We start from the raw sequence: 24239 nt of genomic DNA on the forward strand, positions 1-24239 counted from the left end.
CGGATGATGCGGGGGAGCCGAGACATCGGCTCCCCCCGCATCGGGCGATCGAAGTTTTCAGATGTCGGGAAGGACACAAAGCACATGGCGGCCCAGCAGCCCGGAGTCGACGCGTTGACGGTCGAGGACCTGCCCCGGTTCCTCGCCGGGGTGGTCGAGGTCGATCCCGAGCGGATCGCCCTGACCGCTGGTGACGACACCGTCACGTACGCACGGCTGAAGCAGGAGATCGAGAACCTCGATGCCGCGATGGGTGGCGTGCTCGGTATCGACGCGCTCGTGCCGGTCGTGCTGTCGACCGTGGCACCGGGTCTGCTCGAGTCCCCCGAGACCGGAGGACTGGCCGGGCTCCTCGGCAGGCTGTTCACCGACGCCGCCGAGGTACTCGGTGACCTGGCCACCGCCGCGCCCGCCCCCGAGTCGGCCGCGACGCTGGCGTCGCTGTTCGACGAGCAGGTGGCCCGCACTCCCGACGCGGTCGCGCTCGAGTTCGACGGAGTCACCCTCACCTATGCGGACTTCGATGCGCGCGCCAATCGCCTGGCCCGGCACCTGATCTCGCGCGGTGTCGGCCCGGACACCCTGGTGGGCCTGGGGATTCGCCGGTCGCTCGACCTGCTCGTCGGTATGTACGCGATCGTCAAGGCCGGTGGCGCGTACGTGCCGCTCGACCCCGACCATCCGGCCGACCGCCTCGGCTACGTGCTCGACATCGCTCGACCCGTCGCGATCCTCACGACGACCCGCGACGGGCTGACCCTCGACACCGACACCCCGATCCTGCCGATCGACTCGCTGGACCTGCAGGCACAGTCGGGCGCTCCGGTCGTCGACGCGGACCGCCGCGCGCCGCTGTCCGCCGACAACATCGCGTACGTCATCTTCACGTCCGGTTCCACCGGGCGGCCGAAGGGCGTCGCGGTGGCGCACCGCGCGATCGTCGCGAACCTGCGCTGGCGTCAGCACATGTACCCGATGTCCGCCGCGGACGTGGTGCTGCAGAAGACGCCGTTCACGTTCGACGTGTCGGTGTGGGAATTCTTCTGGCCGTTGCAGGCCGGTGCACGCCTGACGATCGCGGCGCCGGACGGGCACCGGGATCCCGCATACCTCGCCCGGGTGATGGTCGAGAGCGGCGTGACCGTCGCGCACTTCGTGCCGTCGATGCTGTCGGTGTTCGTGGCATCGCTGGCGAGCGGAGCGACGGGGGATCCGACACAACCGTCGGCCGCGGATGTCACGACGCTGCGGAACGTGTTCGCGTCCGGTGAGGCGCTGCCGCCGCAGACCGCGGCCCGCTTCCGTGAGATCTCCGGAGCCGCGCTGCACAACCTGTACGGCCCCACCGAGGCCGCGGTCGACGTCACGTTCCACGAGGTGACCGCGGACGATCAGGCGACCGTCCCGATCGGTGCCGCGGTCGCCGACACCGACCTGTACGTGCTCGACGAGGGTCTGCGCCGCGTCCCCGCCGGTACCGAGGGCGAGCTGTACCTCGCGGGCGTGCAGTTGGCGCGCGGCTACCTGCAGCGACCGGATCTGACGGCGGACCGATTCGTCGCCGACCCGTACGGCGCCCCCGGGGACCGTATGTACCGGACCGGTGACCTCGTGAAGCTGGGCCGTTCCGGCGAGCTGGAGTACATCGGCCGCACCGACTTCCAGGTGAAGCTGCGCGGCCTGCGCATCGAACTCGGCGAGATCGAGTCCGCGCTCCTCGGCCACCCGGCCGTCTCGCAGTCCGTCGTCGTGGTGCACGCCGACGCCGACCTCGGGGACCACCTCGTCGGGTACGTCGTCACCGACGGCGGTGCCGACGTCGATCGCCACGAACTGGCGGCGGCGGTGAGCACGCGCCTGCCCGAGTACATGGTGCCGTCGCTGTTCGTCGCGCTGGCCGAGTTCCCGTTGAACGCGAGCGGCAAGCTGGACCGCAAGGGGCTTCCCGCGCCGGACTTCTCATCGCTGGCGAGCGAGTACCGGGCGCCGAGCACCGCCACCGAGGAAACCCTCGCCGCGACGTTCGCGGAGGTCCTCGGGGCCGAGCGGATCGGCGTCGACGACGACTACTTCGCGCTCGGCGGCAACTCGCTCAGCGCCACCCGCGTCGTCGCGCGCATCAACGCCGATCTCGGCATCCGCATCGACGTGCGCGACTTCTTCGACGCGCCCACCGTCGCCCGTCTCGCGGCCCTCGTGGACGCGGCGGTGGCAGCCGGCGGCGACACCCGCGCGCCGCTGGTGGCACAGGACCGCCCCGAGACCGTGCCGCTGTCGATGGCGCAGCAGCGGATGTGGTTCCTCAACCGCTTCGACACCGAGTCGGCGGCGAACAACATCGTCGTCGCGATCCGGTTGGCGGGGGCGTTGGACGTCGACGCTCTGGGCGCCGCCGTGTCGGACGTGGTCGCGAGGCACGAGTCGCTGCGCACCGTCTTCCCCGAGATCGACGGCACCGCGAGCCAGGTGATCCTGCCGGCCGATCAGGTGGTCGTCGACCTCGCGGCAGAGGTTGTGAGTGAGACGGAGGTGGCCGGCGCTGTCGCCGAGACGATCTCGCGGGGATTCGACGTCGCCGCGGCCGTCCCGTTCCGGATGCGGCTGCTCGCGGTGACGCCCACCGAGCACGTGCTGGTGGTGGTCGTGCACCACATCAGCGCCGACGGCTTCTCGATGGGGCCGCTCACCCGTGACATCGCCGCGGCCTATGCGGCCCGCTCCGCCGGGACCGCCCCGACCTGGGCACCGCCGGCAGTGCAGTACGCCGACTACGCGCTGTGGCAGCGCGCCGTCCTGGGCAGTGAGGACGACCCGGAGTCCGTCGTCGCACGACAGGTCGAGTTCTGGCGGGACACGCTGGCGGACCTGCCCGATCGACTCGACCTGCCGATGGATCGTCCGCGCCCGGTCGTGGCATCGAATGCCGGTGCATCGCATCGATTCTCGATCGGCTCCGAACTCGCCGCCAGGATCGATGCCGTCGCACGCGAGCACGGCGCGACACCGTTCATGGTGGTGCACGCGGCGCTGTCGGTGCTCCTGGCGCGGCTGAGCGGCACCACCGACATCGCGATCGGTACGCCCGTCGCGGGCCGGGGTGAGGCCGCCCTGGACGACCTCGTCGGCATGTTCGTCAACACCCTGGTGCTGCGGGCCGACGTCCGGAGCGAGCGCCCGTTCGCCGACCTGCTCGCCGGGGTGCGGGCCACCGATCTCGCGGCGTTCGGTAATGCGGACGTCCCGTTCGAGCGACTGGTCGAGGTGCTGAACCCGGCCCGGTCGCAGGCCCGGCATCCGCTGTTCCAGGTGGTCCTGTCGTTCCAGAACATGGACCGCACCGAACTGGCCCTCGGCGACCTCACCGTCTCCGGTGTCGACTTCGACGCCGCAGTCGCGAAGTTCGATCTGGCTGTGACGCTCGCCGAGACCGGCACGGGTGCAGCAGGGTTCGACGTCGACCTCACCTACGCGACCGACCTGTTCGACGCATCGACGATGCGTGGGTTCGCCGACCGGTTCGTGCGCGTACTCGACGCCGTCACCGCCGACGCCACCGTCCCGGTCGGGGACGTCGACCTCCTGGACGCCGCGGAGGCATCCGCGCTGACCGCGACGACCGACGACGGTGCACCGGCGCCGCTGCTGCTGCCGCAGATCCTCGCGGCCGCCGCGGACACCGATCCGTCGAAGATCGCACTCGTGTCCGGTGACGAGAACATCACCTACCGCGACCTCGACGAGCGGTCCTCGCGTCTGGCCCGCACGCTGATCGCGCGCGGCGCCGGACCGGACTCCGTGGTCGCCGTCGCGGTCACCCGCTCGTTCGAGTCCGTCGTGGCCGTGTGGGCCGTGTCGAAGAGCGGTGCCGCGTTCGTGCCGGTCGACCCGAACTACCCGGCCGACCGGGTGACGCACATGGTGTCGGATTCGCGTGCACTCCTGGGCATCACCGTCACCGAGCACATCGGTGCCCTGCCCGGCTCGCTGCCGTGGGTCGTCGTCGACGACGCGGCGACCGCCGCCGAGATCTCCGCGCAGTCCGCGGCCGCCGTCACCGACGCGGACCGCACTCGGCCCGTGCATGTCGCCGACGCCGCCTACGTCATCTACACCTCCGGTTCGACGGGTGTGCCGAAGGGCGTGGTGGTCACGCACACCGGTCTGGCGGCGTTCGCGGCCGAGCAGGTGGAGCGGTACGGCGTCGAGCCCGGTTCTCGGACGCTGCATTTCGCGTCGCCGAGTTTCGATGCGTCGATCCTCGAGCTGTCGATGGCGTTCGGTGCGGGTGCGACGATGGTGATCGCCCCGACGTCGATCTACGGCGGCCACGAACTGGCCGAACTCCTTCGGACGCAGCACGTCACGCACGCGTTCGTCACGCCGGCCGCGCTCGCGTCGGTCGACCCCGCGGGTCTGGACGCGCTGCGCACGGTCGTCGTCGGCGGCGAGGCCTGCTCGAGCGACCTCGTCGCCCGGTGGGCGCCCGGCCGGAAGATGTTCAACGCGTACGGGCCCACCGAGGCCACCGTCGCGTCCAACATCTCCGACGCCCTGGTCCCCGGCGAACCCGTCACGATCGGCCGCGCCATCCGCGGCGCCACCACGTACGTCCTCGACGCCCGCCTGCGTCCGGTTCCCGCCGGTGTCCCCGGCGAGCTGTACCTCGCCGGTGCGGGTGTCGCCCGTGGCTACCTCGGTCGTCCCGCCCTCACCGCGGAACGCTTCGTGGCCAACCCCTTCGGTGCACCGGGATCGCGGCTGTACCGCACGGGCGACGTGGTGCGCACCGGTGCCGACCGTGTCCTCGAATACGTCGGTCGCGCCGACGACCAAGTCAAGCTGCGCGGCTTCCGCATCGAACTCGGCGAGATCGAGGCGGTGCTGGCAGCACACGACGCGGTCGCGCAGTCGGCCGTCGTCGTGCTGCGGGATCAACTGGTCGCGTACGTCGTGGCCGCCGCCGGTCGGTCCATCGACGCCGCCGAGGTCACGGAGTTCGCGGCCCGCTCGCTCACCGCGTACATGGTGCCCGCAGCGGTGATGGTCCTCGACCGTCTCCCGCTCACCGGCAGCGGCAAGCTGGATCGGAAGGCCCTGCCGGAACCCGAGTTCGAGTCGCGCGAGTTCCGGGCCCCGACGACTCCCGCCGAGGAGGCCGTGGCGTCCGTGTTCGCCGACGTCCTCGGCGTCGACGGGGTCGGCCGGGACGACGACTTCTTCGCGCTCGGCGGCAACTCGCTGCTCGCGACGCAGGTGGCCTCCCGGCTGGGCGCAGCGCTGGACACCACCGTCCCGGTCCGGGTCCTGTTCGACGCGTCGACCGTGGAATCGCTCGCGGCCCGGGTGTCCGGGTCCACCGTCGGCCGGACGAAGGCACTGGTCGCCGGTCCGCGACCGGACCGGATTCCGCTGTCGCTCGCGCAGCAGCGGATGTGGTTCCTGAACCGTTTCGAGCCTGAGTCCGCGGTGAACAACATCCCGCTGGCGATCCGCCTGTCCGGCGACCTCGATGCCGAATCCCTCTCCGCCGCCATCAGTGATGTCCTGGACCGGCACGAATCGCTGCGGACGGTGTTCCCGGACGTGGACGGGATCGGCTACCAGTCGATCCGCCCGACGTCCGAGATCGCGGCCGCCGTCACCGCCGAGGCCGTCGTCGAGACCGACCTCCCGGCTCTCGTCGAGCAGATGGTCACGGCCGGATTCGACCTGACCGCCGACGTCCCCGTGCGGGTGCGGTTGTTCGCGCTGTCGGCGACCGAGCATGTTCTCGTCCTCGTCGTGCATCACATTGCCGCCGACGGCTTCTCGATGGGACCGCTGATCCGCGACGTCATGGCCGCGTACGCGGCACGGATCGACGGCCAGGTACCGGGATGGTCGCCGCTCGCGGCGCAGTACGCCGACTACACCCTGTGGCAGCGGGAGGTTCTCGGATCCGAGGACGATCCGGATTCGGCGATCTCGCGGCAACTCGGCTACTGGAAGCAGACCCTCGCGGGTCTTCCCGATCAAATGGACCTGCCGGCGGATCGGCCGCGCCCGGCCGTCGCCGGCTACCGCGGCGCCCGCCACACCGTCGAGGTCCCGGCCGACGTGCAGTCCGCCGTCGCCGAACTGGCCCGCGCGCGCGGGGTCACGCCGTTCATGGTGGTGCATGCGGCGCTGTCGGTGCTGCTGGCGCGGCTCAGTGGGACGTCGGACATCGTCGTCGGCACGCCGGTCGCCGGCCGCGGTGAGCAGGTGCTCGACGACATGATCGGCATGTTCGTCAACACGCTCGTCCTGCGGACCGAGGTGGACGGCGGCCGGTCGTTCGACGAGCTGCTCTCCCAGGTCCGGGCAACGGATCTGGCGGCGTTCGGGCACGCGGACGTGCCGTTCGAGCGGCTCGTGGAGGTCCTCGACCCGGCGCGGTCGCAGTCACGGCATCCGCTGTTCCAAGTGATGCTCACCTACCAGAACCTGGGCCTGAGCGCATTCGAACTCGGTGGCCTCGGCGTCTCCGAGGTCGACTTCGACTCCGTGACCGCGAAGTTCGACCTGCAGGTCACCGTCACCGAGTCCGACACCCGCGCACTGACCATCGACCTGACGTATGCGACGGACCTGTTCGATGCCGACACGATGCGCACCTTCGGTGACCGCTACCTGCGCATCCTGTCCGCGGTGACGGCCGCGCCCGCGGCTGCAGTCGGCGACATCGGCCTGCTCGGTGGGGCCGAGCGGGGCCGCGTCGTCGAGGAGTGGAACGCGACGTCGCGGCCGGTGCCGGATGCCACGTTGGTGGATCTGTTCGAGGCTCAGGTGGCGCGGACGCCGGATGCGGTCGCGGTGGTGTTCGAGGGCGAGGCGCTGTCGTATGCCGAGTTCGCGTCCCGGGTGCATCGGACGGCGCGGTTCCTGATCGCGGAGGGTTTCGGCCCGGACTCGTTGGTGGGTCTGGGGATGCGGCGGTCGCTGGATCTGCTGGTGGGTATGTATGCGGTGCTGGCTGCCGGTGGCGGCTATGTGCCGATCGATCCGGATCAGCCGGCCGAGCGCAACCGCTACATTCTCGAGACCGCGAATCCCGCCCTCGTGCTGTCCACGTCGCGGGAGGCGTCGGAGCTTCCCGCCGCGGTGCAGATCGTCGAGTTGGATTCACTCGACGTGTCGGGCTTCTCTGATGCTCCGGTTGCGGATGTGGATCGGGTTGGGTCGCTGCGTGGTTCGAGTGTGGCGTATGTGATCTTCACGTCGGGTTCGACGGGTCGTCCGAAGGGTGTGGCGGTCGAGCATGCGGCGATTGTGAATCGTCTGGTGTGGATGCAGGCCGAGTACGGTTTGACCACCGATGATGTGGTGTTGCAGAAGACGCCGTTCACGTTCGATGTGTCGGTGTGGGAGTTCTTCTGGCCGTTGCAGATCGGTGCGCGCCTGGTGGTGGCATTGCCGGATGGGCATCGCGATCCGGGGTATCTGGCGAAAGCCATGGTCGAGCACGGTGTGACGACGGCGCATTTCGTGCCGTCGATGTTGTCGGTGTTCGTGGCATCGCTGGCGAGCGGAGCGACGGGGGATCCGACGCAGTCGGCCGTTGCCGATGTGGATTCGGTGCGGTTGGTGTTTGCCTCCGGTGAGGCGTTGCCGGCGCAGACCGCGGAGCGGTTGCGTGAGGTGCTGCCGTCGGCCGCGTTGCACAATCTGTACGGGCCGACCGAGGCTGCGGTGGATGTGACGTTCCACGAGGTGACGGCCGCGGATGTGGCGTCGGTGCCGATCGGCGGCCCGGTGTGGAACACGCAGGTGTTCGTGCTGGACGGGCGGCTCAACCCGGTGCCGGTGGGTGTTCCGGGTGAGCTGTATCTGGCGGGCGTGCAGTTGGCGCGCGGCTATGTCTCGCGTGCGGATTTGACTGCGGATCGGTTCGTGGCGAATCCGTTCGCCGAGAACGGGACTCGCATGTATCGCACGGGCGATCTGGTGCGGTGGACGGCCGACGGCGAGCTCGAGTACATCGGGCGCACCGATTTCCAGGTGAAGCTCCGTGGTCTGCGGATCGAGCTCGGGGAGATCGAGACGGCGCTGCTGGCGGTGCCGGAGGTCGCGCAGTCGGTGGTGCTGGTGAAGAACGACCAGCTGGCCGCGTATGTCGTCGCGGATGCCGCGCTGGACATTCCCGCGGTCAAGGCGCAGCTGGGGACGTCGCTGGCGTCGTACATGGTGCCGGCGGTGTTCGTGGTGCTCGATGCGTTCCCGTTGAATGCGTCGGGGAAGTTGGATCGGAAGGCGTTGCCGGAGCCGGTGTTCGAGGTGGCGGTGTTCCGGGCTCCGACGACGCCGATCGAGGAGATCGTCGCGGGGGTCTTCGCGGACGTTCTCGGTGTCGAGCGGGTGGGCCTGGACGACGATTTCTTCGCGTCGGGTGGTAACTCGTTGCTGGGTACGCAGGTGATCTCGCGGCTGGGTGCTGCGTTGGACACGCAGGTGCCGGTGCGGGTGTTGTTCGAGGCGTCGACGGTGGAATCGCTTGCGGTGCAGGTGGAGTCGCTGGTCGGTGGGGGTGCGCGGAAGGCGCTGGTGGCGGGTCCGCGTCCGGTGCGGGTGCCGTTGTCGTTGGCGCAGCAGCGGATGTGGTTCCTCAACCGCCTCGATCCCGGGTCGACCAGCTACAACATCCCGCTCGCGATGCAACTGACCGGCGCACTCGACGTCGACGCGCTGCACGCCGCCCTGCGTGACGTGCTGGTACGCCACGAGTCGCTGCGCACCCACTACCCGGAGGACGCCGACGGGCCGCACCAGTCGATCGTCGCGGCCGACGACGTGGAGTTCGACCTCACCCCGGTCGCCGTCGACGCCACCGAACTGCCGGCGCGGCTGCTGGAGCTTCTCGGGCAGGGCTTCGATGTGCGCAGCGCGGTCCCGTTGCGTGCGGGCCTGTTCCGCCTCGACGACGCCACCCACGTCTTCGCGTTCGTCGTGCACCACATCAGTGCCGACGGTGTGTCGATGGCGCCGCTGGCCCGGGACCTCGTCGCGGCCTACGCGGCTCGCGTTCAGGGCGAGGCGCCGCAGTGGGCGCCGCTTCCGGTGCAGTACGCCGACTTCGCGCTGTGGCAGCGCGAGGTCCTCGGCGCGGCCGACGAACCCGGAACGGTCGCCGCCGAGCAACTCGACTACTGGGTGCGTGCGCTCGCGGGCGCGCCCGATCAGCTCGAACTGCCGACCGACCGGCCCCGTCCGGCGGTGGCGTCGATGCGGGGCGCCGAGACCGAGTTCACGATCTCCTCCGAACTGCACACGTCGCTCAGCGAGCTGGCGCGCACAGAGGGCGCGTCCCTTTTCATGGTCGCCCACGGTGCGCTGGCCGTTCTCCTGGCACGACTGAGCGGCACGTGGGACGTCACGGTCGGCACCCCGATCGCCGGGCGTGGCGACGCTGCGCTCGACGACCTCGTCGGCATGTTCGTCAACACGCTCGCACTGCGCACCGAACTCGCGTCGTCGATGCGGTTCACCGACGTGCTGGCGCGCGCCAAGGAGACGGACCTGTCCGCCTTCGGGAACGCAGACCTGCCGTTCGAGCGGGTGGTCGAGGCCGTCTCGTCGGATCGTTCGTCGGCGCGGCACCCGCTGTTCCAGACCGTGCTCTCGTTCCAGAACCAGCAGCAGGCGAAGCTCGAGCTGCCCGGACTGACCGTCGGCAGCGTCCCGGATGCCGACCGGGCGGCGAAGTTCGACCTGCAGCTCACCCTGATCCCGACCGACTCGGGGAACCTCGAGGCGATCCTGACGTACGCCACCGACCTGTTCGACGAGCCGACGGTGGAAATGCTCGGGCAACGGTTCGTCCGCATCCTCGAGGCCGTCGCCGCGGACACCCGTGTGGTGGTCGGCGACATCGACATCGTGTCCGACGCGGAGCGCGCACAGCTGCAGAGCGTCGCGTCGGCCGGACGCGCGGCGAGCGTCGAACCGGACGCCGTCGTCGTCCCGAGCGACAGCACGGTGCCGCAGATCCTGGCGGCGGTCGTGGAGGCCGACCCGGAGGCTCCCGCGATCTCCGAGGACGGCGAGGAGGTCCCCTACGGCGAACTCGACGAGCAGTCGTCCCGACTGGCGCGTCTGCTGATCGGCGCGGGTGTCGGCCCCGGCCACGGGGTGCCGATCGTGCTGCCGCGGTCGGCGGACGCGGTGGTCGCGGCGTGGGCGGTGCTCAAGAGCGGCGCTGCCCTGATGCCGATCGCGGCGGCCGACGTGGATCGGATTCCGTCCGACCTGCCGGCGAAGGTCGGCCTCACGACGTCCGAGCTCGTCGGCACCCTTCCCGACAGCGCGGACTGGATCGTGCTGGACAGCGATGCGGACCGGATCCGCATCGACGAGCAGTCGGGACGACCGGTCACCTACACCGAGCGCAATCGCCTCCTGAGCTCCGACGATCCCGCGCTCGTGCCCTCCGACGGATCGCCCGCACTCACCCACGGACACGTGGTGGCGCTCGCGGAACGGGACCGCGCTCGCTACGACGTCACCTATGAGTCCAGGACCACGTGCACCGAGCCCGTGAGCAGCGTGTGGTCGGTCATCGAGTTGATCGTGGCATCCACCGCGGGCGCGGTGACCGTCGTCTCGGCGGCGCCGGACGGTAACGTCACCGACCTTCTGGCCGACGAATGGGTGACCCATGCATTCGTGTCGGCGGCCTGTGCGCAGGCCCTCGACGTGGCGGACCTCGAGGATCTCGAGGTCCTGGTGCTCACCGACGGTGCCCAGCCGGAGGCGCGGCCGGACGTCCGGCGGGTCGTCGCCGATGCGGAGGTGTGGTCCGCGTGAGGCGATAATGATGGCTGGTCCCGGGCGATGTAGGTGTAAGGAAAGAGTCACTGTGGTGCGTTGTGAGATGCCAGGCCGTCGCATGTCGGCGATCGACACCCGAGGTGTTCGGAACGCATGAACGAGCAGAGTCGGGAACTGCACGGGAATGACGGGGACGAACGCAAGCGCACCAGGCGCCCTCGGCCGGAGCGCCGCGAACGCCCGGCGCGGCGGAGCGGCCCTCGGACGACGACGCTGCCGCAGCTGCTGGCCGCCGCCGTCGAACGTGACCCGGCGGCCACCGCGCTGGTGTGCGCGGACCGCTCCCGCACCTACGCCGACCTCGACGCGTGGTCCTCACGACTCGCCCGGGTACTGATCGAGCGGGGCATCGGTCCCGGCGACTCCGTGGCCGTGGCTGTCCCGCGGTCCATCGAATCGGTGTCGGCGGTGTGGGGTGTCGCGAAGTCGGGTGCCGCCTACGTACCCGTCGACCCGAACTACCCGGCCGACCGCGTCGAGCACATGATCACCGATTCGGGTGTCGTCGTGGGACTGACGACCGCCGAGTCCCGCGCCGCGCTCCCGGACACCGTCGAATGGCTGGTCCTCGACGACGACTTCGAGAGCGCACTCGCCGACCGCTCCCCGGAACCGATCTCGTTCGCCGACCGCACCCGGACATTGGCCGGAACCGACCCCGCCTATGTGATCTACACGTCCGGCTCGACGGGCCGGCCGAAGGGTGTCGTCGTCACCCAGGCCGGTCTCGGCGACTTCTGCGCCGAACAGGTCCGGCGGTACCGGCTCACCCCGGCGGCCCGGACACTGCACTTCGCGTCGCCCAGCTTCGACGCCTCGGTGCTCGAACTGCTGCTCGCGGTGGGCGCCGGTTCGACGATGGTGATCGCGCCGCCCACGGTGTACGGCGGAGCGGACCTCGCGGAACTGATTGCGTCACATCGCGTCACACACGGATTCGTGACACCGGCCGCTCTCGCGTCGGTCGATCCGTCTGGGCTGGACACCTTCCTCGACGTCGTCGTCGGCGGCGAGGCGTGCCCGCCCGACCTGGTGACGCGCTGGGCCACTCCGGGGCGCCGGTTCTTCAACGGCTACGGCCCCACCGAGACCACCATCATGACCGCGATCTCCGATCCGCTGGTCCCCGGCGAGCCGATCACGATCGGTGGTCCCACCCAGGGCATGTCGCTCGTCGTGCTGGACGATCGGCTGCGCCCCACCCCCGTCGGTGTCGCGGGTGAGCTCTACGTGTCGGGCCCGGGTGTCGCGCGCGGCTACCACGATCGATTCGCGCTCACCGCCGAGCGCTTCGTCGCGTGCCCGTCCGGTGAACCCGGAAGCCGGATGTACCGCACCGGAGACGTGGTGCGCTGGAACGCGAACCAGCAGATCGAGTACGTCGGGCGCTCCGACTTCCAGGTCAAGATCCGCGGATTCCGGATCGAGCTGGGCGAGATCGACGCCGCGCTCGGAGAGCACGACGACGTCGACTTCGCCGCCACGGTGGCACACGAGGCGACGACGGGCAGCAAGGTCCTCGTCTCCTATGTGCGCCCGGTCGCGGGCCGGCAGATCGACGTGCCCGCGCTGCTCGAGTTCGTCGGCCGATCGCTGCCCCGGCACATGGTGCCCGCGACGGTCATGGTCCTCGACACGATCCCGCTCACCCCGGTCGGCAAGCTGGATCGTCAGGCGCTGCCGGCGCCGGTGTTCGAGGCGCGCGAGTTCCGGGCGCCGGCCACCCCGACGGAGGAACTCGTCGCATCGGTGTTCGCCGACGTGCTCGACGCCCCGCAGGTGGGACGGGACGACGACTTCTTCGAGCTCGGCGGCAACTCGCTGATCGCAACGCAGGTGGTCTCCCGACTGTCCGCCGCAGTGGATGCCCAGATTCCGGTGCGTGCGGTGTTCGAGGCATCCACCGTCGAGGCACTGGCCGCCCAGGTCGCCGCGGCCTCGGGCGGCACGGCCCGCCCGGCGCTGACCGCCCGCCCTCGGCCCGAGCGGATTCCGCTGTCGCTGGCGCAGCAGCGGATGTGGTTCCTGAACCGGTTCGAACCCGAGTCCACCGTCAACAACATCCCGGTCGCAATCCGGCTGTCCGGCACACTCGACGTAGCGGCGCTGCGGGCCGCGGTGCGCGACGTCGTCGACCGCCACGAGTCGCTGCGGACGGTGTTCCCCGACGTCGACGGCGTCGGCCACCAGGTGATCCGCGAGTCGAGTGAGATCGACGAACTTCTTCCGGTACAGGACGTTTCGGCCGATGTGATCGTCGACCGGGTCGCCGCGCTGGTCGGGGCCGGATTCGATCTGGCCCGCGACCTCCCGGTCCGGGCACGGCTGTTCGCGGTGTCACCGACCGAGCACGTGCTCGTGTTCGTGGTGCATCACATTGCGGCCGACGGTTTCTCGATCGGACCCCTGACCCGCGACGTCATGCTCGCCTACGCGGCGCGGTCCGCGGGGACACTTCCAGGCTGGGCGCCGCTCGAGGTGCAGTACCCCGATTTCACCCTGTGGCAGCGTGAGGTTCTCGGTTCCGAGGACGATCCGCAGTCGGTGCTGGCACAGCAGGTCGCCCACTGGACATCCGCGCTCGCCGGTCTTCCGGACCAGCTGGACCTGCCCGCCGACCGGCCGCGTCCCGCGGTGGCGTCGAACCGCGGTGCCACCCACCGGTTCGATCTCGACGCCGAACTGTCGGCGGCGATCGCCGAACTGGCCCGCGCGCACGGGGTCACCCCGTTCATGGTGGTGCATGCGGCACTGTCGGTGCTGCTGGCGCGGCTCAGTGGGACGTCGGACATCGCGGTCGGCACGCCGGTCGCCGGTCGTGGCGAGCAGGTGCTCGACGACGTGATCGGCATGTTCGTCAACACGCTGGTGTTGCGTGCCGACGTGCACCCGGCAGCGACCTTCGGCGAACTGCTGGCGCAGGTGCGTACTTCCGACCTCGCGGCGTTCGGGCACGCGGACGTGCCGTTCGAGCGACTGGTGGAGGTCCTCGACCCGGCGCGGTCGCAGTCACGGCATCCGCTGTTCCAGGTGATGCTCACGTTCCAGAACCTCGGGAAGGCCGAGTTCGCGCTCGGTGACCTCGCCGTGTCGGAGGTCGACTTCGACTCCGCCACCGCCAAGTTCGACCTCCAGGTGACGATTCTCGAGACGGGCGACGAGTCCGGGTACTCCGTCGCCCTGACATATGCGACGGATCTGTTCGACGAGTCGACGATGACGGGCTTCGGTGAGCGGTTCGTGCGGGTGCTCGCAGCCGTATCGGCCGACCCCACCTCCGTGGTCGGCGAGATCGAGTGGCTGGACGCCGACGAACGCGACCTGGTGCTGCACGGCTGGAATGCGACGCCCCACCCGGTGCCGGATGCCACGTTGGTGGATCTGTTCGAGGCTCAGGTGGCGCGGACGCCGGATTCGGTCGCGGTGGTGTTCGAGGGCGAGGCGCTGTCGTACGGCGAGTTCGCGGCGCGGGTGCATCGCACCGCGCGTCTGCTGGTGGATCGCGGTGTCGGCCCGGACTCGTTGGTGGGTCTGGGGATGCGGCGGTCGCTGGATCTGCTGGTGGGCATGTATGCGGTGCTCGCTGCCGGTGGCGGATATGTGCCGATCGATCCGGATCAGCCGGTCGAGCGCAACGGCTACATTCTGGACACGGCAGCGCCGGCGTTGGTGCTGTCGACGTCGAGGGACGGTTTCGAGGCCGCGGGGGAGAGGTCTGTCCCCGTCGTGCATCTCGACGAGACCGATGTCACGGGGTTCTCGGATGCTCCGGTGTCCGATGCGGATCGGGTTGGGCCGCTGCGGGGTTCGAACACTGCGTATGTGATCTTCACGTCGGGGTCGACGGGTCGTCCGAAGGGCGTGGCGGTCGAGCATGCGGCGATTGTGAATCGTCTGGTGTGGATGCAGGCCGAGTACGGGCTGACCACCGATGATGCGGTGTTGCAGAAGACGCCGTTCACGTTCGACGTGTCGGTGTGGGAGTTCTTCTGGCCGTTGCAGATCGGTGCGCGCCTGGTGGTCGCATTGCCGGACGGGCATCGGGATCCGGGGTATCTGGCGAAGGCCATGGTCGAGCACGGTGTGACGACGGCGCATTTCGTGCCGTCGATGTTGTCGGTGTTCGTGGCATCGCTGGCGAGCGGAGCGACGGGGGATCAGACGCAGTCGGCCGCGCAGACGGTGCCGACATTGCGACACGTGTTCGCCTCGGGTGAGGCGTTGCCGGCTCAGACCGCGGAGCGGTTCCGGTCGATCTCGGGTGCGGCGTTGCACAATCTGTACGGGCCGACCGAGGCTGCGGTGGATGTGACGTTCCACGAGGTCACCGAGGCTGATGTGGCGTCGGTGCCGATCGGTGCGCCGGTGTGGAACACACAGGTGTTCGTGCTCGACGGGCGGCTCAACCCGGTCCCGGTCGGTGTTCCGGGTGAGTTGTATCTGGCGGGCGCTCAGCTGGCGCGCGGGTACGTGGGCCGTAGCGATCTGACGGCGGATCGTTTCGTGGCGAATCCGTTCGCCGAGAACGGGGCTCGCATGTATCGCACGGGCGACCTGGTGCGGTGGACTGCGGCCGGTGAGCTCGAGTACATCGGGCGCACCGATTTCCAGGTGAAGCTCCGTGGACTGCGGATCGAGCTCGGGGAGATCGAGACCGCGCTGCTGGCGGTGCCGGAGGTCGCGCAGTCGGTGGTGCTGGTGAAGAACGACCAGCTGGCCGCGTATGTCGTCGCGGATGCCGCGCTGGACATTCCCGCGGTCAAGGCGCAGCTGGGGACGTCGCTGGCGTCGTACATGGTGCCGGCGGTGTTCGTGGTGCTCGATGCGTTCCCGTTGAATGCGTCGGGGAAGTTGGATCGGAAGGCGTTGCCGGATCCGGTGTTCGAGGTGGCGGTGTTCCGTGCTCCGACGACGCCGATCGAGGAGATCGTCGCGGGGGTGTTCGCGGACGTTCTGGGTGTCGAGCGGGTGGGCCTGGATGACGATTTCTTCGCGTCGGGTGGTAATTCGTTGCTGGGTACGCAGGTGATCTCGCGGCTGGGTGCTGCGCTGGACACGCAGGTGCCGGTGCGGGTGTTGTTCGAGGCGTCGACGGTGGAATCGCTTGCGGTGCAGGTGGAGTCGCTGGTCGGTGGGGGTGCGCGGAAGGCGCTGGTGGCGGGTCCGCGTCCGGTGCGGGTGCCGTTGTCGTTGGCGCAGCAGCGGATGTGGTTCCTCAACCGCCTCGATCCCGCATCGGCCGTCAACAACATTCCCCTCGCGATCCGGCTGTCCGGCGCCCTGAACGTCGAGGCCCTGCGTGCCGCGATCCGCGACGTTCTCGCGCGGCACGAGTCGCTGCGCACGGTGTTCCCCGACACGAACGGTGTGGGCCACCAGTCGATCCAGGATGTCGACGACGTGGACTTCGCCGTCGAGATCGAGCCGCTCACCGAGGATGCGCTCGTCGGACGGATCGAGGACTGGGCCCTGTCCGGCTTCGACCTGACCACTGAACTTCCCGTCCGCGGGCGGGTGTTCGCGCTGTCGGCGACCGATCACGTGCTGGTGCTGGTGCTGCACCACATCGCATCGGACGGCGTGTCGATGGGCCCGCTCACCCGTGACGTGATGACGGCCTACGCGGCGCGTGCTGCCGGGCAGGCGCCCGGTTGGGTTCCGCTCGACGTGCAGTACTCCGACTACGCACTGTGGCAGCGTGAGGTGCTCGGCGCGGAGAACGACACCGAGGCAGTGATCTCGCAGCAGGTCGAGTACTGGAAGACGGCCCTGGCCGGTCTGCCCGACCAGCTGGATCTGCCGTCGGACCGGTCCCGGCCGGCAGTGGCCTCCAACAGTGGTGCCACACATCGGTTCTCGATCGACCCCGAGTTGCAGGCCGGTATCGACCGCGTTGCCCGCGCGCACGGGGCGACTCCGTTCATGGTGGTCCATGCGGCGCTTGCGGTGCTGCTGGCCCGGCTCAGCGGCACGTCCGACATCGCTGTCGGCACCCCCGTCGCGGGGCGTGGCGAGGCTGCGCTGGACGACCTGGTCGGCATGTTCGTCAACACGCTGGTCCTGCGCACCGAGGTCGACGGTGGACAGTCGTTCGCCGATCTCCTCGCGCAGGTCCGGTCCACCGACCTGGCCGCGTTCGAGCACGCCGATCTGCCGTTCGAGCGACTGGTCGAGATCCTCGACCCGGAGCGGTCGCAGGCCCGGCACCCGCTGTTCCAGGTGGCTCTGGCCTTCCAGAGTGGCGTGGCCGGTCAGTCCCTGGAACTGCCCGGACTGACCGTGTCGGGAGTCGACTTCGACATCGCACTCGCGAAGTTCGATCTGCAGGTGACGGTGGCCGACCTGACGGTCGAGATGACCTACGCCACCGACCTGTTCGACGAGGCCACCGTCCGGGACATCGGCGCGCGATTCGTCCGCGTCCTCGAATCGGTGGTCGCGGACGATTCGGCCGCAGTGGGGGACGCCGTCCTGCTCGCGGAGTCCGAGTTCGACGCACTCACCCGCGTCGCGGGACCCACTGTCGACCACCACGCGACGTTGACCGAGATCCTCGGTCGCCACGTGACCTCCGATCCCGCCGCACCCGCGCTGAGCTGCGGTGACACGACGCTCACCTACCGTGACCTCGACGAGCGGTCCAGTGCGCTGGCCCGTGAGCTGATCGCCCGCGGGATCGGACCGGAGAGCGTTGTCGCGCTGTCGTTCCCGCGCTCGTGGGAGATGGTGCTGTGTGTGTGGGCGGTCGCGAAGACCGGTGCCGCCTTCGTCCCGGTGGACCCGACGTACCCCGACGATCGCATCGAACACATGGTGACCGATTCCGCTGCCGCACTGGGCATCGCGGCCGAGGACACGATCGGCGACCTCCCCGGCGCCGTCTCGTGGTGGTTGCTGGGTGACCTCGAGGATGCGGCGGCCACCGCCGGTCGTGCGGTGACGCCTGTCGGCGACACCGACCGGACGCAGCCGCTGCGCCTCGACCACGCCGCCTACGTGATCTACACGTCCGGATCGACCGGCAAGCCCAAGGGCGTCGTCGTGACGCACCGCGGGCTGTCGGGCCTGGTGGACCAGTCCGTCGAGCTGTACGCCGTGGACGCCTCCGATCGGGTGCTGCACATCTGCTCACCCAGCTTCGATCCGTCGGTGTTCGAGTGGGCGCTGGCCGCCGCTGCCGGTGCGGAACTGGTCGTGGTGCCCCCGTCGATCCTCGGTGGGGAGGAACTGCACGCGCTGCTGGCACAGCGCCGGGTGACCGTCTCGATCATCACCCCTGCGGTGCTGGGATCGATGGATGCCACCGGCCTCGACGACCTGCGTCTACTGTCGGTCGGCGGTGACGCCTCGACCACCGAACTGGTGGGACGCTGGGCGCCCGATCGGCAGTTCTTCAACGCCTACGGGCCCACCGAGACGACGATCGTGTCGACCCGCGGTGAACTGTTCGCGGGCAAGCCGATCACCGTCGGCGGACCGGTGCCGGGCGTCGGCGCCCTGATCCTCGACACCCGGCTGCGGCCCGTCCCGGTGGGCGTCGCGGGTGAGCTGTACCTGTCGGGTGGCGCCCTCGCCCGCGGCTACCACGGCCGCAGCGGTCTGACGGCGGACCGCTTCGTCGCGAACCCGTTCGGGGAGCCCGGCGAACGGATGTACCGCACCGGAGACGTCGTCCGGTGGACCGCATCTGCGAGCGGAGCGGCGGGGGAGGACACCGACCTGTCGATCGAATACGTCGGACGCTCCGACTTCCAGGTCAAGGTGCGCGGCTTCCGCATCGAACTCGGCGAGATCGACTCGGCACTGACCGATTGCCCCGGAGTGTCGTTCGCGACCACCGTCGGACATCGGATGCCGTCCGGGCAGACCGCCCTCGTGTCGTACGTCCTCGCCGACGACGGCGTCGACACCGACACGATGACGCGGCACGTGGAGTCGCTGCTGCCGTCGTACATGGTCCCGGCGTCCGTCATCGTTCTCGACGAGGTCCCGTTGACCGCAGTGGGCAAGCTGGACCGGCAGGCGCTGCCGGAACCGGTCTTCGAGGCCAAGGCCTTCCGTGCACCGGTGACCGATACGGAGGTGGCGGTCGCGGACGCCTTCGCCGGCGTCCTCGGCGTCCAGCAGGTCGGCCTCGACGACGACTTCTTCGACCTCGGCGGCAACTCGCTGGTCGCGACGCAGTTGGTGTCCAGGCTCGGTGCGGTGCTCGGGGCCCGGATCCCGGTGCGGGAACTGTTCGAGGCGTCGACGGTGGAATCGCTTGCCGCACGGCTGGGGTCGCGGTCCGGTGGCGACCGCAAGGCCCTCGCCGCCCAGGCGCGTCCCGACCGCATCCCGCTGTCGCTCGCACAGCGGCGCATGTGGTTCCTCAACCGACTCGAACCCGAATCGGCGGCCGACAACATCCCGACGGCGGTGCGCATGACCGGCGCCCTGGACGTGGAGGCGCTGCGGGCCGCGGTGGTGGACGTGGTGACCCGTCACGAATCGCTGCGGACCCGGTACCCGGAGGTGGCCGGCGTCGGCTACCAGGAGGTGCTGCCGGTCGAGGAGGCGCTGGCGGAGTGGGACTTCGGTCCCGAGCGGGTGTCCGCCGACGACGTCCGCGACCGGGTCGGCGCGATCACGTCGAGCAGTTTCGACGTCACCGCCGAGGTGCCACTGCGCATCCGGCTGTTCGAGTTGTCCCCGTCCGAGCACGTCCTGGTCGTCGTGGTGCACCACATCTCCGCCGACGGCGTCTCCATGGGGCCGCTGATCCGCGACGTGATGACGGCCTACACCGCGCGGTCGGCGGCGTCGGCTCCGCCGTGGGCAGAGTTGGATGTCCAGTACGCGGACTATGCACTGTGGCAGCATGATTCGCTCGGCGCCGAGGACGACTCCACGTCGGTGATCGCTCGGCAGATCGACTTCTGGCGCGACCGACTGGCCGGCATCCCCGACCAACTCGACCTCCCGACCGACCACCTGCGTCCCGCACAGCAGACCTATGCGGGCGCCACCGTCGGCGCGCAGATCGACGCGGCGACCCACCGCGGACTCGTCGAACTCGGCCGGGCCCACAACGCCAGTTCGTTCATGGTGATGCACGCGGCGCTCGCGGTGCTCCTCGCGCGCCTGTCCCGGTCGCAGGACATCGTGGTCGGCACACCGATCGCGGGCCGTGGCGATGCCGCGCTCGACGATCTGATCGGCATGTTCGTCAACACCCTCGCGCTTCGGGTCCAGGTGGACCCCGCCGAGACCTTCGTGGACCTGCTCGCGCGGGTGCGCAGCGCGGACCTCGACGCGTACGGCCACGACGACCTGCCGTTCGAGCGACTGGTGGAGGTCCTCAATCCGGTTCGGTCGACGGCCCGTCACCCCCTGTTCCAGGTCGGATTCTCGTTCCAGAACATGCGGATCGGATCACTCGCCCTGCCCGGCCTCGAGATCGCACCACTCGAGATCGACTCCGATCTGGCGAAGTTCGATCTGCACGTGACCATCGTCGACAACACCGACGACGACGGGAACCCGGCGGACTTCGCCGTCCAGTTCACCTACGCCACCGACCTGTTCACCGAGACCACCGCCCGGCGGTTCGCGCAGATGTACGCGCGGATCCTGCACGGCGTGGTCGCGGACGCGTCGGTGCCCGTCGGCGACCTCGAGATGATCGATGCCGACGAGCGCGAACAGGTGCTCCGCCGGTGGAACGCCACACAGCACCCGGTCGACCAGACCATGACGCTCGTCGACCTGTTCGACGCCCAGGTCGCTCTCGTACCCGACGCGCCGGCGCTGGTGGCGGACACGGAGCGGCTGACCTACGGCGAACTCGATGCGCGGATCAATCGTCTCGCGCGGCGACTGATCGCACTGGGCGTCGGACCGGAGAGCCGGGTCGCACTCGCGATGCGCCGCTCCGTCGAACTGATCATCGGCATGTACGCGGTGTCCAAGGCCGGTGGCGCCTACGTGCCGATCGATCCGGACCATCCTGCGGACCGGATCGCCTACATCCTCGAGACCGCCGATCCGGTCTGCGTACTGACCACCGTCCGTGACGGGTTCGCGGGGGACCCACAGACTCCCGTCGTCCACCTCGACACCTTCGACGGCACCGAGTTCGACGCGGGCCCCGTCGCCGATCACGAGCGCACGTCACCGCTGCGCCCGGCCAACACCGCCTACGTGATCTTCACGTCCGGTTCGACGGGACGGCCCAAGGGCGTCGCCGTCAGCCATGCGGCGATCGTCAACCAGTTGGAGTGGAAGCGAACCGAGTACGGGCTGGACGCGTCCGACTCCGCGCTGCTCAAGACCGCGGCGACGTTCGACCTGTCGGTGTGGGAATTCTGGTCGGCGTTGACGTCCGGCGGACGTCTCGTCGTCGCCACGGCGGACGGCCACCGCGACCCCGGATATCTCAACGCGCTGGTGCACAGCGAAGGGGTCACGACGCTGCACGCCGTGCCGTCGATGCTGCAGGCACTGCTCGTCGAATCCGGGGACCGGCTGCCCGAATCCCTGCGCCGGGTCCTCGCGATCGGCGAGGTGCTGCCGGCCGACACCGCGGCGCGCTTCGCCTCCGCCGGTACCGCGGACCTGTTCAACCTCTACGGTCCGACCGAGGCCGCGGTGTCGGTCACCGCGCAACGGGTGCGGGACACCGACGGATCCGCGGTGCCCATCGGCGGCCCCGAATGGAACACCCGCCTGCTCGTTCTCGACGATCGCCTCCGTCCCGTCCCGGTCGGCGTGCCCGGCGAGTTGTACCTCGCCGGCGCCCAGTTGGCGCGCGGCTACTTCGGTCGCCCGGCACTGACGGCCGACCGATTCGTCGCCGACCCGTACGGGTCGGCGGGGGAGCGTATGTACCGCACCGGCGACGTCGTCGCGTGGCGCCCGGACGGCACCCTCGCCTACGTCGGCCGCGCCGACTTCCAGGTCAAGGTGCGCGGCTTCCGCATCGAACTCGGCGAGATCGAGGCCGCGCTGCGGGCGAGGCCCGACATCGCCGAGGCCGCGGTCCAGGTGTGGAGTGATGCACGCGCCGGCGACCGCCTGGTCGGCTATGTCGTGCCATCCGGGACCGATGCTCTCGACCTCGACGAACTCGGATCAGGTCTCGCAGCGGCGCTGCCGTCGTACATGGTGCCGTCGACGTTCGTGGAACTCGAGGCGCTACCGCAGAACATCAACGGCAAGATCGACCGGAAGGCTCTGCCCGAGCCGGTGATCGAGGCGCGGGAGTTCCGGGCCCCGGTCACGCCGCTCGAAGTAGCCGTGGCTGCGGCATTCGCCGACGTCCTCGGCATCGAACAGGTCGGCCTCGACGACGACTTCTTCGAACTCGGGGGCAACTCGCTCGTCGCGGTCACCGTCATTTCCCGGCTACGGAGTGCTGCGAACGTCAGCATCCCGCTGCAGTGGATGTTCGTGGAGCCGACCGTGGAAAGCATCGCGGCGCGCATCCAGTCCGGTGCGGCGACCGGCTCCGGGATGACGGAGTCGGGCGGGCTCGACGTGGTTCTGCCACTGCGCGAGTCGGGGAACGAAGCGCCGCTGTTCTGCATCCATCCGATCAGCGGCCTGTCTTGGGGATTTACGGGGCTGTCGCAGTACGTCGGCCCGGACCGGCCGATCTACGGTCTCCAGTCTCCGGCACTCGGCCAGGACACCGAACTTCCCGCGACGATCGAGCAGTGGGCGGCGCTGTACGTCGACGAGATCCGTCGCATCCAGCCGCACGGGCCCTACCACCTGCTCGGGTGGTCGATGGGGGGATCGGTCGCGTACGCGATGGCAGTCCAACTGCGGGCCCTCGGCGAGGAAATCCGCACGCTCGCGATGCTGGACAGTTTCGTCTCGGATCCGGAGAAGGACATCGAGCTGCATCCCAGTCCGTCGCTCGCCGACCTTCTCGGTGACTTCGCGGCCCAACTTGCCGGCGGCGACGTCGCGCTGGCCGAGATGAACGAGGAGAGAATCGAACAGATTCTGCAGGGCCTGCCGGCGCCGTTCGACAAGATCACCGAGCACGGCTGGGGACGGATCCTCGATGGCATTGCTCATTCGTCGGCGCTACTGGACCGTTACCGCCCCGCGGAGTTCGACGGTGACGTGTTGTACTTCCGGGCCGCTGCGAATGCCGATGCCGATGGTGACGTCGGCGTCGACGGATGGCGACCCTCCGTGTCCGGCACCATCGAGGTCGTTTCGGTACCGGTCGAACACCGGAAGATGACCTCCCCTGCGGGGCTCGAGGTCGTCGGACCGAGCCTCGAACGGTATCTGCGCGACTAGCGGGAGGATCAGCAGGGCACCGCGTTGCGCGCGCCGTAGCCCGGGTCGAGCGCGCTCTGCACCCGGTGGACCGAGCGCGGATCGCTCAGAAGTCCCACATGCGACACGGTGGCACCCGGGCAGAGATCCTGGATCCACTCGTTGCGCACCGACACGCCAGGGTCGGGTACGAGGAACGACCCCTCGGGCGGGGTGATGATCGCGTCGCTCCGGGACGCGACGACCGTGTACTCGATGCCGGAAATCGTCTCGCGGCCGGCATTGAGGTCGGCGAGGAACCGGGATCCGATCATCTGCTGGTACGACGCGACCCCGAAGCCGACCCCGGCGAGCCATTCGTTGCTCCGTTCGTCGGTGAGCCGCAGCGACGTGAAGGCGTCGACGAAACGCTGAAATCCGTTGAACGTGGTGCCGTGCGTCGTGGGACCCAGCATCACGAGACGGCCGACCTTGTTGCGGGACGGGTCGACGGCATCGGCCCCGCCCTCGAAGCGCAGGTACTGCCGGGCCATCGTGCCGCCCTGGGAGTGGCCCACGATGTCGACCTGGGCGGTGCCGGTGCGGGAGCGGACGGTCTCGACGAATCCGGCCAGTTCGCGCGCGGAGCTCCGGATGTCGCCCGTACCCCACGAGTGCGCCGAGGCGCCGTAGTTCAGTGTGAACACGCAGTAGCCCGAGTTCGCCAGCGCGGGAGACAGCGCACTCCAACTCTGCATGCTCATACCGGTGCCGTGTACCAGAACGACCGGCCGGGGGTGCTGCGCGCTCGGCCGGCAGGACCAGTCGTTGGCGCCCACCGGTGCGGCATCGGCCGACGCGGGTGCGGTGCCGGCCGCGGGCTGTGCGAGGCTCCCCGGCGCAGGCTCGGCAGTCGCGGAGGCCGGGTGAAGGCCCATCGCGCCGAGGAAAACCGCTGCCGTGGCGGCGAGGACGCGCGCCGTCGAGCGTTGCCGAATGGCCATTCTGGGGCTCCTGGAAAGCTGTGGAGATGCAGTGATTCGCTGAATTGATATCAGACGAAAGAGGCATTCAACCCGCTATCCGGATGAATGATCGGCTGCGTTGGGGTAGTACCGGGGACCGAACCGATCAAGCGG

General features: G+C 69.5%; 3 protein-coding genes. 2 read left to right on the forward strand and 1 reads right to left on the reverse strand.

What is annotated here, in order from left to right:
- Positions 1-84: 84 nt before the first annotated feature.
- The gene (locus IJ15_RS0107650; protein WP_031937752.1) at positions 85-10821 is read left to right on the forward strand and encodes a non-ribosomal peptide synthetase; all 10737 of its coding nucleotides are present in this window, start codon (positions 85-87) and stop codon (positions 10819-10821) included.
- Positions 10822-10938: 117 nt separating this feature from the next.
- Positions 10939-23142, forward strand: a complete 12204-nt coding sequence (locus tag IJ15_RS0107655) for a non-ribosomal peptide synthetase (RefSeq protein ID WP_081880632.1) — start codon at positions 10939-10941, stop codon at positions 23140-23142.
- 8 nt (positions 23143-23150) lie between these two features.
- On the opposite strand, the gene IJ15_RS0107660 is transcribed toward IJ15_RS0107655, so the two are convergent.
- Positions 23151-24104: an esterase/lipase family protein gene (locus tag IJ15_RS0107660; protein ID WP_031937754.1), complete on the reverse strand. Its 954-nt coding sequence runs from the start codon at positions 24102-24104 to the stop codon at positions 23151-23153.
- Positions 24105-24239: the final 135 nt, after the last annotated feature.

It is taken from the genome of Prescottella defluvii, assembly GCF_000738775.1.
Classification (GTDB): Bacteria; Actinomycetota; Actinomycetes; order Mycobacteriales; family Mycobacteriaceae; genus Prescottella; species Prescottella defluvii.